This is a genomic window from Anaerosolibacter carboniphilus (assembly GCF_014205875.1).
Lineage (GTDB): Bacteria > Bacillota > Clostridia > Peptostreptococcales > Thermotaleaceae > Anaerosolibacter > Anaerosolibacter carboniphilus.
The window spans coordinates 1-13,433 of the sequence record NZ_JACHEN010000036.1; the positions used below are offsets into that span (position 1 = coordinate 1).

General features: G+C 39.6%; 11 protein-coding genes. 10 read left to right on the top strand and 1 reads right to left on the bottom strand.

Features of this window, described 5'->3' with window-relative positions; genetic code table 11:
- The 10 genes from HNQ80_RS21665 to HNQ80_RS21710 all read left to right on the top strand — a co-directional run.
- On the top strand, window positions 1–285 hold a 285-nt coding region (locus tag HNQ80_RS21665; protein ID WP_184312773.1), incomplete at its 5' end, for a hypothetical protein.
- Between the two features lie 281 nt (window positions 286–566).
- Window positions 567–1,892, top strand: a complete 1,326-nt coding sequence (locus HNQ80_RS21670; RefSeq protein WP_184312774.1) for a glycine/sarcosine/betaine reductase component B subunit — start codon at window positions 567–569, stop codon at window positions 1,890–1,892.
- Window positions 1,893–1,905: 13 nt separating this feature from the next.
- Window positions 1,906–3,228 (top strand): betaine reductase selenoprotein B, encoded by a 1,323-nt coding sequence (grdH, locus tag HNQ80_RS21675; protein ID WP_184312775.1) that lies wholly within the window; start codon window positions 1,906–1,908, stop codon window positions 3,226–3,228.
- Window positions 3,229–3,251: 23 nt separating this feature from the next.
- Window positions 3,252–4,742 carry a glycine betaine uptake BCCT transporter gene (locus HNQ80_RS21680; RefSeq protein ID WP_184312776.1) on the top strand — a complete coding sequence of 497 codons (1,491 nt, stop codon included), beginning with the start codon at window positions 3,252–3,254 and terminating at the stop codon, window positions 4,740–4,742.
- A 241-nt stretch (window positions 4,743–4,983) separates the two neighbouring features.
- Entirely contained in the window at window positions 4,984–5,679 is a 696-nt protein-coding gene (locus tag HNQ80_RS21685) for a response regulator transcription factor (RefSeq protein ID WP_184312777.1), read from the top strand.
- A gap of 17 nt (window positions 5,680–5,696) precedes the next feature.
- The gene (locus tag HNQ80_RS21690) at window positions 5,697–7,511 is read left to right on the top strand and encodes a sensor histidine kinase (RefSeq protein ID WP_243183483.1); all 1,815 of its coding nucleotides are present in this window, start codon (window positions 5,697–5,699) and stop codon (window positions 7,509–7,511) included.
- A gap of 143 nt (window positions 7,512–7,654) precedes the next feature.
- Window positions 7,655–8,062 (top strand): adenine nucleotide alpha hydrolase family protein, encoded by a 408-nt coding sequence (locus HNQ80_RS21695; protein ID WP_243183485.1) that lies wholly within the window; start codon window positions 7,655–7,657, stop codon window positions 8,060–8,062.
- A gap of 90 nt (window positions 8,063–8,152) precedes the next feature.
- Complete coding sequence (locus HNQ80_RS21700) at window positions 8,153–9,505, top strand: HlyD family secretion protein (RefSeq protein WP_184312778.1); 1,353 nt, start codon at window positions 8,153–8,155, stop codon at window positions 9,503–9,505.
- 12 nt (window positions 9,506–9,517) lie between these two features.
- On the top strand, window positions 9,518–10,249 hold the full coding sequence (locus HNQ80_RS21705; RefSeq protein ID WP_279289025.1) for an ABC transporter ATP-binding protein: 732 nt from the start codon (window positions 9,518–9,520) through the stop codon (window positions 10,247–10,249).
- Complete coding sequence (locus tag HNQ80_RS21710; RefSeq protein ID WP_184312779.1) at window positions 10,249–11,523, top strand: ABC transporter permease; 1,275 nt, start codon at window positions 10,249–10,251, stop codon at window positions 11,521–11,523. Before HNQ80_RS21705 ends, HNQ80_RS21710 begins: the two co-directional genes overlap by 1 nt.
- Before the next feature lie 153 nt (window positions 11,524–11,676).
- Here the strand turns inward: HNQ80_RS21710 and HNQ80_RS21715 are convergent, their stop codons facing one another.
- Window positions 11,677–13,335 (bottom strand): ribonuclease J, encoded by a 1,659-nt coding sequence (locus tag HNQ80_RS21715; RefSeq protein WP_184312780.1) that lies wholly within the window; start codon window positions 13,333–13,335, stop codon window positions 11,677–11,679.
- Window positions 13,336–13,433 lie beyond the last annotated feature (98 nt).

Here is a 13,433-nt window from a genome sequence, read left to right on the forward strand (position 1 = left end):
GCCAATGCATTGAGTACAAATATGGAATACACAGATCCAGACCAGATTTTACACGAAATATCCATACAAAACCATGACTACTTTAAAATAGATAAACAGCAGAAAGACCAAGTTTACTGGCCAGTAAACGACAGTCCCGTTCTCTATGGCCATGGATTCCACTGGCCCGATGGCAAAGCAAGACTGCAAATCGTAGAAGATGGAATCCTGTTTGAAAGAAAGCACAACACAGATAACCTAACCAATACCTTCGTTGCTTTCTTAGAAAAAGAGCAATTAGTATAAAAACATAAAAAACTAAGATCGATAAATTTGGTCTTAGTTTTTTTATGTTTGACAGGGAAAGTATAAGATTCGACAAAAACCGTTAAAAAAATAGCAAAAAAATCAAGATTAAAAAATAAACAAATTTACAAAATAGTCAAAACTATGTTATAATTTTATCAACGAGAAAAATAACATAGATTTTTTTTATAACGTACATGACAACGTTTTCAAAAAATCACTTCTCCCAAAGATATTGTTATTTTTCTCCTAATTTTATTTTACGAAAGGAGTGTAATCAGATGAAGTTAGAGTTAGGTAATTTTTATGTTAAAGACATCGTATTTGGTACTCGAACTGCCTATGCAGATGGTATCTTGACAATCAATAAAGAAGAAGCTCTGGCAGTCGTGAAAGAAGACGAGCATATCACAGAAGCAGACTTCGTGATTGTGAAACCTGGCGACATGGTACGATTAGTACCTGTTAAGGAAGCCATCGAGCCAAGACATAGAATTGGTGGAGGATCAATCTTTCCAGGAGTAACGGGAGATTTAATGCAGGCAGGAAATGGAAGAACCCTTGCGTTAAAGGATTGTAGTGTGCTTGTTGTAGGAAAGCATTGGGGAGGATTTCAAGACGGATTAATCGATATGGGAGGAGAAGGAGCGAAATATACCTACTACTCACAATTAAAAAATATTGTTCTTGTAGCAGACACAGACGAAGAGTTTGAAAGATATGAACAACAAAAGAAAAACCATGCACTCAGATGGGCCGGCATGAGACTAGCAGAGTATATTGGTAGTTGTGTAAAAGATATGGAGCCAGAAACGATTGAGATCTATGAATTAGCTCCGGTTACTAAGAGAACAGTAGAGGAAAACACCCTGCCAAATGTAGTGCTTGTACTACAGCCACAATCCCAAATGGAAGAGCTTGGATACAATGACCTTGTATATGGATGGGACTGCAATCGTATGGTGCCGACCTTCATGCATCCAAATGAAGTACTGGATGGAGCAATGATTTCTGGCTCCTTCATGCCATGTTCATCCAAGTGGTCTACTTATGATTTCCAAAACTTCCCGATGATCAAGCGCTTATATCAAGAGCATGGAAAGACAATCAATTTCTTAGGCGTGATTATGTCTAACTTAAATGTTGCGCTAGAACAAAAGAATAGAGCTGCATTATTTGTAGCACAAATGGCAAAGTCATTAGGCGCAGACGCAGCAGTTGTGGCAGAAGAAGGTTATGGAAACCCAGATGCTGACTTTATCGCATGTATCGTTGCGTTGGAAGATGCTGGGGTTAAGACAATCGGTCTAACCAATGAATGTACGGGTAGAGATGGTGCATCTCAGCCATTGGTAACCTTAGATGCGAAAGCAGATGCAATTGTATCCTGTGGTAATGTTTCAGAAATGATTATTCTTCCTCCAATGGAAACAGTCATCGGAGAATTACAAGCCCTTGCAAGAGATGGCTTATCCGGCGGGTGGAGTAATGACGCAATCTTAGGTCCTTCTGTAAGAGAAGACGGGTCAATTATTATGGAAAACAATGCCATGTTCTGTGGAGACCAAGTAGTTGGTTGGTCAACGAAGACAATGGTAGAGTTTTAAGGAGGTGACGGAGATGAAAAAAGCGATTTTATATCTAAACCAATTCTTTGGCCAAATCGGAGGCGAAGAGTTAGCAGATCATGCACCAGAGATTCGCGAAGGATTAGTGGGTCCAGCCATGGAGCTTCAAAAGCAGTTAGGTGAAGACGTACAGGTTACTCATACCATTATCTGTGGCGATAACTTCATGGGTTCAAGAACACAAGAAGCTTTAGACACCATTTTAGGCTTTTTAGCAGATAAGGAATTCGATATATTCTTTGCTGGTCCAGCTTTTAGAGCAGGAAGATACGGAAGTGCTTGTGGTAACATCTGTAAAGCAGTAAAAGACAAGTTTGGGGTACCTGTAATCACTTCGATGAATGATGAAAATCCTGGGGTAGACATGTTCAAAAAGGAGATGTATATCTTCACGGGTGGTGCCAGTGCTGCAGCTATGAGAAAAGATGTAGCAGCTATGGCGAAATTCGGTTTAAAGGTCTTAAAAGGTGAAGAAGTATTACCTGCAGAAGTAGAGGGCTACTACGGAAGAGGTATCAGAAGCCAGATCTGGTTAAACCCTCCTGTAAATGCTGCTGATAGAGTAATTGATATGCTACTAAAGAAAATCCACGGTCAGCCTTTCCAAACAGAACTTCCGATTCCTAAAGCGGACTTAGTACCAATCGCACCAGCCCTTACACCAGAAGAGTTAAGCAAGACGAAGGTTGCCTTAGTAACATCAGGTGGTATCGTACCAGTAGGAAACCCAGACAGAATCCAATCTGCTTCTGCTACGAAATGGGGTAAGTATGACATTTCTCAACTGGATGACCTAAAAGCAGGAGAATTTATGACAATCCATGCGGGCTATGATCCAGCAGCAGCTAATGCTGACGCCGATGTTTGCGTACCACTGGATGCTTTAAGAGCCTATGAGAAGGAAGGAAGAATTGGTGGCGTGTACCAATACTTCTATGCAACGGTTGGTACGGGTACAACTCAAGCCGAGGCCGCAAGAATGGGCAAAGAGATTGCTGCGGAACTCATCGCTGCAGGTGTTAAAGCTGTTATCCTAACATCCACCTGAGGCACTTGTACACGTTGCGGTGCAACGATGACAAAAGAAATCGAAAAAGCAGGAATCACAATTGTACAAATGGCAAACTTAATCCCCGTTGCCAAGACAGTCGGAGCGAACAGAATGGTACCGACGATTTCTATTCCATATCCACTGGGTGATCCAAGTACACCAAAGGAACAGCAGTGGAAGCTTCGCTATCATAGAGTAGGCGTTGCTTTAGATGCCTTAACAACTGACATCAAGGAGCAGACTGTCTTTAAAGTAAAAATTTAATAAAAAATAGGGGGACACAACGCATGAATAAGAAGAATAATGTATTCTATATATCATTGGTGTTTGTGTTCGCAATAGTTCTATGGGGCCTTGCTGCCCCCGAGAACTTTGGGAGCGCTGCTAACGGATTATTCAACTACTTAGTAGGCAATTTTGGTTGGTTTTATTTGATCTCCATGTTCTCATTCGTAATTTTCTCTATATGGATTGCATTCAGTAAATATGGGAGCATCAAGCTTGGTCCAGATGACTCGGAACCTGAATATTCATATGTGTCTTGGTTTGCAATGCTTTTCAGTGCAGGGATGGGTATCGGTCTTGTATTCTGGGGCGTTGCAGAACCGCTAAATCACTTCGTTTCACCTCTGGGAATGGATGGTGGTACAGCTGCGGCAGCAGATTTTGCCATGAAAAAATCCTTTTTCCACTGGGGTCTTCATCCTTGGGCAAATTATTGTATATTAGCCCTTGCTCTTGCCTATATGCAGTTTAGAAAAAACAAGCCAGGTCTTATCAGTAGTATTTTTATCCCACTCATTGGCGAAGAAAGAGTAAATGGTCCTATCGGATATCTAGTAGATATTCTAGCAGTATTTGCTACTGTAGCAGGTGTTGCAACATCACTAGGCTTAGGAACCCTACAAATAAACAGCGGATTAAACTTTATGTTTGGTTTACCTGAGTCATCGGCAGTGCAAATTGCTATTGTTGCCATTGTTACCGTACTCTTTATGATATCAGCAGTAACAGGATTAGATAAAGGGATTAAGTTCCTATCTAACCTAAACATGGGTATTGCAGGAATTCTAATGATTTTAGCGATTATTATCGGACCTACGGTTATGATTATCAATGCCCTGACCAATGGCGTAGGGATGTATTTCGGTGAATTTATCCGAGACAGCTTTCATATTGAGGTATTTGGTGATAATTCCTGGATCGGCGGTTGGACGATTTTCTACTGGGCATGGTGGATCGCTTGGGCACCATTCGTAGGAATGTTTATTGCACGTATTTCCAAAGGTAGAACGATCCGTGAATTCGTTACTGGAGTTCTTTTGGTACCAGCATTTGGATCCTTCCTATGGTTTGCCGTATTTGGAACGCTTGGTATGAATTTAGGCTTAGATGTAGCGACGGAAGCCATCCAATCAACACCGACGGCATTCTTCGTAGTGATGAGTCATTACCCATTGGGAAGTATTATATCCTTTGTAGCAGTGATATTATTGGTAACTTTCTTTGTTACTTCTGCGGACTCAGCAACCTTTGTATTAGGAATGATGACATCTCATGGAGAGATGAATCCATCCACTCAAAAGAAGATCATTTGGGGTGTGATTCAATCAGCATTGGCCTTAGCCCTCATGTTAGCAGGCGGACTAGGGATGCTTCAAACAGCTTCTATCGCAGCAGCGTTCCCATTTGCCTTTGTAATGTTATTTGGAATGGTCTCCCTTGTTAAAGCATTAAAGGCAGACGAGAAGAACATTAGAGAAGAAAAGGCAGAATAATCAGGAAAAAGAAAAGGTTTTCATAAAAGTCTCTAAGGGAATATCCTTAGAGACTTGTTTTTTTGGATACTACTTATCGTGTAAAAATGCTGGGCTAAGATAGAATTTATGTGATCGCGGGAAGACTAGGGATGATAAGAAATACTAAGATTATTGATAATAGTTTAAAAATAATATATGATAATTTACAAATATTAAAAATAAGATTCTAAACCATAAAAATTACTGGGGTGAATGCTAATTGAGCACAGCTGGACACATTCTTATTTGTGATGATCAATTTATTATTCATGAGACAATCATTGCATATTTAAAAGCAGATGGATTTACTCATGATTCTGCATATGATGGAGAAGAAGCGCTTAAAAAAGCTTATGAAACGAAACCAGATTTAATTATTTTGGATCTAATGATGCCAAAAATGAATGGAATTGAAGTCTGTCGTACGCTGCGTAAAACAACGGATGTACCAATCATTATGCTAACGGCTAAAGGTGAAGAAATAGACAAAATTCTTGGACTGGAACTAGGTGCGGATGATTATATTGTAAAGCCCTTCAGCCCTCGTGAGGTAGTGGCCCGGGTAAAAACAGTTTTGCGTCGCAAAACATCACAGAGCAAAGAAAATGATCCTATCCTGCGTTATGATGGATTAGAAGTAAATATATCCTCTTACGAAGTGCGTCTTGACGGGAAGCTCGTTCATTGTACGCCGAAAGAGGTAGAAATTGTGTATTTACTAGCTTCTCATCCAGGACAAGTTTTTGATAGAGAGCAGATTTTGCTAAATGTATGGGGGTCTGACTATTTTGGTGATACGCGAAGCGTGGATACGCAAATCAAGCGTATTCGTCAGAAACTTTCTTCTGAGAATATGAGATGGAGTATTAAGAGTATTTATGGAGTGGGCTACAAGTTCGAAGTATCAAATGAATAGAAGAGATCTATAAATTTATGAGCCGTTTCGATGATGGCGGAATGGGAGCTATTGTGAAAAAAAATATATTTCTTCGAAGAGTGCTGACTTTATTAATAGGTACGGTTATACTATATGGAATTCTCAACACGATAATCTTTGTGCTCATAGCGAATGGCATGTTTACAGACCTGCAAATACGAGAGCTTGAGCCCCGTGCGGAAGCAATTGCTAATTTGGTGTTGAAATATCAGCAGGGGGGTATGACAAAGAGTGAGCTTAATGAGCAGTTTTCAATCAATAATGAAATATGGAATGCTGCAGTGTATGTATATGACGGGCAAGGCAATCTTATGATAAGAAGCGAAGGGACCTTAATACGACGATTTGAGAAAGAACTACGGCAGCATATGACGCCTGCTCTCAACAAGGCGTTTGGAAGATATCTAGATTCAGTTTTGTCTGGACAACAAATTGTTTCTACCAAAGGACCTTTTCTCGTAGTAGGGCAGCCCATTCTGGACAATGGCACTGTTTCAGGTGCTGTTTTCCTAAGCAAGCCACCAGCAGAGCTTGTAACTGCTTTTTTAGGACTTAATCGATCTATGCAGGTTAGTGCCCTAGGTGTTTTGTTACTAATGATTTTTCCAGTATATCGCGTTACGCGGCATATTGTGAATCCTTTAAAAGAAATGCGAGATGTGGCAATCAATATGGCAAATGGCAATCTTACGGAGCAAGCCAATGAAGCATATAAAGGAGAAATTGGGGAGCTGGGACGGTCACTTAATTATTTATCATCTAGATTATCTAAGACGATTTCGGCTTTAGAGGTGGAACGGAACCGGTTGAAACAGACAATTGACGGCTTATCTGAAGGGATTGTAGCAATAGATACGGAGGGAAATATCACCCATGTTAATCCTGCAATTCATAGTATTTTTGGTATGAGCCAAGAAGATGGGCGTAAGGGTATAATTCCTAGTCAAGAGTTGTGGGAAGATTTTGAGACTGTGCTTTTGCGAGGATACACCATTGTTCGCAGCATGCAGTGGAAACAGATGGTTCTAAGAATTACGATTTGTCCGTTAGAGGATGAATTGAATCATATTGCAGGTGCAGTTGGTTTGTTTCGTGATGTCACCGAATCAGAGCGGCTGGAACAGACGCGCCGGGAGTATGTTGCAAATGTCTCCCATGAACTACGCACCCCCGTATCGGCGTTAAGAGCATTATCAGAGACATTGGCGGATGATATGGTTCCCGATGAAGATACGAAAAAGCGATATTACAGCCATATGTTGCACGAAACCATGAGACTCACAAGACTTATCAACGATTTGCTGACATTATCCAGATTGCAGTCAGATCCAGCTGCTATACAACGAGAAGAATTTAAAATCAATGAACTCATGACGAATGTGGCTGATCGGTATGCTGTACTTGCCGGTGAAAAAGGGATAGAGTTTTCTTTTTCAGCTTTACCCGAGGATGTGATGATCAATAGCAATATGGATTTGGTTGAGCAGGTCCTGATTATCCTCCTCGATAATGCTATAAAATATACGTCATCCCAAGGAAATATTCTGCTGGATGTCTCCTCAGATGATAACATTGTGAAAATATTCGTGTCCGATACAGGAATAGGTATATCTCCAAGTGATCTACCACATATATTCGAAAGGTTTTATAAGGTTGATAAAGCCCATGCTACGCAAGGGACAGGATTAGGACTTGCCATAGCCTTTGAGATTATTCAACGGCTAGGGGAAGAAATTTATGTGGAGAGTCAACTGGAAAAAGGTAGTACCTTTACTTTCACATTGTCTCGTAATTCGGGAGTTAGATCATAATATAAACAAACAGCACTGGCGTTCATTATGAACGCCAGTGCTGTTTGTTTATATTATGTCACAATCTTTCATACTCATGCCATTTTCTTGCCACATTGTTTTGTTACTATTCTATTATTAAGATTAGAAATTAGGTGAATAGGATGAAACAAGAAAAGATTATTTTAGTTTGTGTTACAGATCAGAAAAGCTGTGAACGCTTAATAACAGCAGGCTATCTACTATCAAAGGCGCTGGACTTAAGGCTAAAAGTTTTGAGTGTGCAGCCATCAAATCAGGCAAAAAATTTACGGGAAACCCCTCTGGAATATTTGTTTAATGTGTGTAAATCCTTAGATGCAGAAATGCAAGTATACTGGGGTGATAATGGTAGCAATGTGGCTGTTGATTATATCCGTCGTAATAAAGTAGCTCATTTAGTTTTTGGAGTACCTGAAAAAATGGTAGAGGGTAACTTTGTTCATGATGTGCATCAAGCTTTTTCAGATATCCCAATATCCATTGTAGATGAATCAAATGCAGCTAAGATTTTGGATTTCTCTGAAATTTAACATGATGGATATGTGAAAAAGCGGTATTTGGTTTAAGTAAAATATGGAAATCTCGCTAAAAAGAAGAATTTAATATAGGAGGAATTATCTATGGAAAAATTAAAGAAATTTAAGAAGTCAATGATTATTGGTACAGCAATACTTGTAATTATTAGCATACTAGGAATTACGGCATTTTCAGCAGGAAGAAACGGTAGTGCAAATAATGTGCCACATACCATACTTTCTAAAGCTGAACTGGTTAACAGCATCAGTGTTTCTGGAAACATCGAAAGCCAGAATGCTCAAAATGTCTATTCCACTTTGAACTATCCAGTAAAAGAGATATATGCGAGTGTTGGAGATCAAGTGGTGGCAGGAGATGCGCTGGCCAAACTTGATACAGCATCTCTGGAAATGGATATTGCACAGCAGCGGAGTACTTTAAATAATTCACAAAAAACTTCAGCGATTGATTTGGAAAATAAAAAACGAATCTATCAGAATACGAAAAGTCAGTATGAAAATGGTTTGAATTCTGAACTAATTAGCGCGGAAAGCAGTGTTAAAACAGCCGAAGCTGATCTGCAAACAAAGAAGACAACTTATGAAAACAATAAAGCGCTATTTGAAGCAGGTGCTATTTCTAAACAGGAATTCAGCCAATCAGAAACAAACTATACGGTCGCATTAACCACCTATAATAAGGCAGTAGCATCTCTTAAATCAACCAAAGCAAAAGTGGAGCAGGACATAAAAACAGCTGAAGCCAACTTTAAGAATGCCGAAGCCAACTATAATAATGACAGTCAGAAAATAGCCCTTCAAAAGCTTGAAAAGAATCTTGCCGATTCGGTGATAAAAGCACCGGTAGACGGTACCGTGACGGCGGTATATGCTGTAGTGGGTTCTCCTGGCAACGGTCTTTTATTTGTTATCGAAGATACAAAGAATCTGATGGTTACCACCTACGTAAAAGAATATGATGCTGGGAAGGTATATCCTGGACAGAAGGTAACGATTAAATCAGATGCCACAGGCGATAAGATACTGAATGGAGAGGTAGTTAAAATTTCACCGGCATCTACCAAAAATACTGCTGGGGAGACCATTACTTCTAGTACGGTGGAGTTCGAAACAGAAGTAGCGATCTTAGATCATGACCCTAAATTTAAAATTGGAATGAACACTCGCCTCAATATCATTTTAGAGAAAAAGGCCGATGTTTATGCAGTGCCTTATGATGCTGTTACGGTAAATTCCAATGGACAGAACATTGTCTATGTCATCTCTGATGAGAATGGTAAAAAAATAGTAAAAGAGCTGATCGTAGAAAAAGGAATGGAAACAGATCTATATACGGAAATATCAGGTAAGGGATTATCCGACGGTGTCATCGTGGTAAATGATGCTGCAAGTGTAAAACCCGGTGATGTTGTTAACTTACAAACAGCAAAACGATAGGAGGCAAATAGTATGAGTGAGATAATGATTGATGTCCGTGATCTGGTAAAGAAATTTTATATAGGTAGTCCGAACGAACTACAAATTTTGAAAAATATATCTTTAACAGTAAAGAAAGGGGAATTTGTTTCTATTGTTGGTGCTTCAGGGTCTGGGAAAAGTACATTGATGAACGTAATCGGTGCTTTAGACCGTCCTACGTCAGGAGAATATATTCTGGATGGAGCACCCATCCAGAATATGTCCGATAATGAACTCTCCGACATACGAAATAAAAAGATTGGATTTGTGTTTCAGACATTTAACCTAATACCAAGGAATTCTGCATTAAAGAATGTGGAACTACCCATGCTTTACGCAGGGATGGACAGAAAAGAAAGAAGAGAAAGAGCAGAGGAACTTTTGGAGTTGGTAGGTATGGCCGACAGAATGCATCATTTACCCAATGAACTTTCTGGGGGGCAAAAACAGCGGGTGGCCATATCCCGAGCCCTTTCTAATGAGCCTGCAATTCTACTGGCAGATGAACCCACGGGGGCATTGGATTCAGAAACAGGACGGATGATAATGGATCTTTTTCATAAGGTGCATGAAACAAAAGGAACTACGATTATCTTAATAACACATAACTATGAATTAGCTGAAGAAACCCAACGAATTGTGACGATAAAAGACGGTAGAATCCTGGATGAAAAGGCTAATCTGAATCACCGGATGGCTGAAATGGGGCGGAGGGGAAATTAATGAATTTAACTGAAAATATTCTTTTGGCTTTAGCAGGTTTGAAGTCAAATAAAATGCGGGCAATCTTGACTATGCTGGGCATAATCATAGGAATCGCATCGGTTATAGCAATTGTAACTGTAGGAAATTCACTTACTGCTTCGATTACTTCGACTATGGAAGACATGGGTGCAAATTCTATTATGGTAAGTATAAGAGAGCGCGGCGGCGATGAACTTGATCGTGGACCTCGTATGCCTGACTCTGCTGCTAGTATCCCCGAGGAGAGTGACCTTCTGACGGATGAAGATATAGAAGCATTTACCGCACGATTTAGCGACAGAATTGAAACCATAAGCCTATCCCATGGTGTTGGATCTGCTAAGGCCCAGGATGGACGACTTTACGCAAATGTGAGCGTGACAGGAGTCAATGAGGGATACGAAAAGGCGAATAACGTAAAGCTCATCGAAGGACGTTTTATCGCTGAGAAAGATATAAAATCAGTAAAAAAAGTTGCTGTTGTATCGGATAAGTTGGTTGAAAACATGTTCTCCGCTGGAGAAAACCCCTTAGGTCAGGAAATAAAAATATATTCTTCTGATCGTATTGAGACATATACAATTATCGGAATTTACAAGTACGAGACCTCATCGTTTATGCCTAGCTCTTCTTCTGAAAAAGACAGGAGCACTGGCTTTTACATTCCAGTGAGTTTAGCAAAGCAAGACGCTACAACAAAAAATTATCAAACATTTACGGTAGTCACGAAAACTGGTGTGGATGCTGCACTTTTTACTGAAGACATAGAAAACTATTTTTCAAAGGTTTATGAAAATAATACGAAGTGGGAGGCAAGTGCAATGAATATGGAAAGTGTCATCTCTAACATGACATCCATGTTGAGCACCGTTTCTATTGCAATTTCAGTCATTGCAGCGATCTCACTTTTAGTGGGTGGGATTGGCGTAATGAACATTATGCTGGTTTCAGTTACAGAGCGTACCCGTGAGATTGGTACGAGGAAGGCACTTGGCGCGAGAAACTCCTCTATTAAAGTCCAGTTTATCGTGGAATCAGTGATTATTTGTATGATAGGAGGTATCATTGGTATTGTTTTAGGTCTTCTCCTTGGTGCATTAGGGGCTTCACTCTTAGGGTATCCCGCAACAGCTTCTCCTGGTATTATCTTTTTAAGTGTTTCTGTAACGATGTTGATCGGTGTGTTTTTTGGATATTATCCAGCCAATAAAGCAGCAAAACTTGATCCTATCGAGGCACTCAGATATGAATAGTGTTTAATATAATGCATGAAACACTAAATACAAAGAAACATCGGTGAATTTTTGACTTAAGTTAATGAAAAAGAACTATAGGGTTATTTCATATCCCTATAGTTCTTTTATATTATTCCTAATGGAGAATTTTAAATCTTGCTGCATATTGGTTTATATTTCAATAATGATAGGTAAGATCATTGGTTTTCTCTTGGTCTTAGCATAAAGATATTCGCTCATTGATTTTTTTACATTATTTTTAATTGTGCTCCAGTCTTTTCCTTGGCATTCAGAGAGTGCATTTTTTACGATATTCTTCATCTCTGACATTAGTTCTTCGGACTCTCTTACATAAATAAATCCTCTAGATATGATATCAGGAGTTGTAATGACTGCACCGGTGTCCTTATCGATGGTAATCATAATAATGACCATCCCATCTTGAGCTAAGTGCTTTCTATCTCTCAATACGATATTTCCCACATCACCCACACCAAGCCCATCGACAAATACTTTGCCAGAAGGCACTTTCCCAGCAATTTTAGCATTTGAAGCATCTAATTCTAGAACATTACCTATGTTCATGATGAAAATATCTTCTGAAGCCATTCCTAACTCCTGTGCAAGAAGCGCGTGGTGTCGAAGATGTTTATATTCCCCATGAACTGGCATAAAGAACTTCGGTTGAACAAGACGATGAATTAATTTTAATTCTTCTTGACAGGCATGACCTGAAACATGAATGTCTTCAAGAGATTCATAAATTACATTTGCTCCCTTTTGAAGCAACATATTCACATTATTAGATACCATTTTCTCATTTCCAGGAATAGGCGTTGCAGAAATGACGACTAAATCTCCTGGAACAATTTCTACCTGTCTGTGGGTTGATGCTGCCATCCTGGATAATGCAGCCATTGCCTCCCCTTGACTGCCAGTGGTTATGATCATTAATCTTTCTGATGGGTATCTATTGATATCTTTGATGTCGATGAATATATCTTCAGGTGCATTCAAATATCCTAGTTCCAAGGCTACATTAACGACATTAATCATACTTCTGCCAGAAAGAGCCACTTTGCGATTGGTACGAATAGCCACATTGAGTATCTGTTGGACTCGGTGGATATTAGATGCAAAGGTAGCGACAATAGCTCGACCCGGAACATTTGCAAATATTCTTTCAAAGCTTTCGCCCACTTTTCGTTCAGACATAGTATAGCCCTCACGCTCAGCATTGGTACTATCAGCCATAAGAAGCAAGACACCTTTTTTTCCAAGCTCTGCAAAACGAGCTAGATTGATGGGTGCGCCTTCAATGGGTGTATAATCTATCTTAAAATCTCCTGTATGGACAATAATGCCGACGGGTGTATGTATTGCCAAGGCCGCCGCATCAGCTATACTATGGGAAGAGCGAATAAACTCCACTTTAAATACACCTAATTCGATTGTCTCACCTAGTTGAACAGTTTGCAGATTTGTATCCCCAAGCATACGATGCTCTTCTAATTTGTTTTTCAGTAAGCCAAGGGTGAGCTTTGTACCAAAAACAGGTACATTGATATCTCTTAATGCATACGGCAATGCCCCAATGTGATCTTCGTGGCCGTGGGTTAAGACAATACCTTTGATCTTATCCCGTTTATTCTTTAAATAGGTAATATCAGGAAGAACCAAATCAATCCCCATCATTTCATCTTCTGGAAAGGCGATTCCGCAATCGACGATGACAATATCTTCACCATATTCAAAGACCGTAATGTTTTTTCCTATTTCCCCTAGTCCTCCCAAGGGGATGATTCTTAGTTTTTTCTTACTTTTAGACATAATAACCTCCAACTTAAATATATTTCTATACATCAACACTACGTAATGTATCATAAGCAGCTAAATAAAGTAGGCTTTTGAAGCATGTGGCGTTTAAA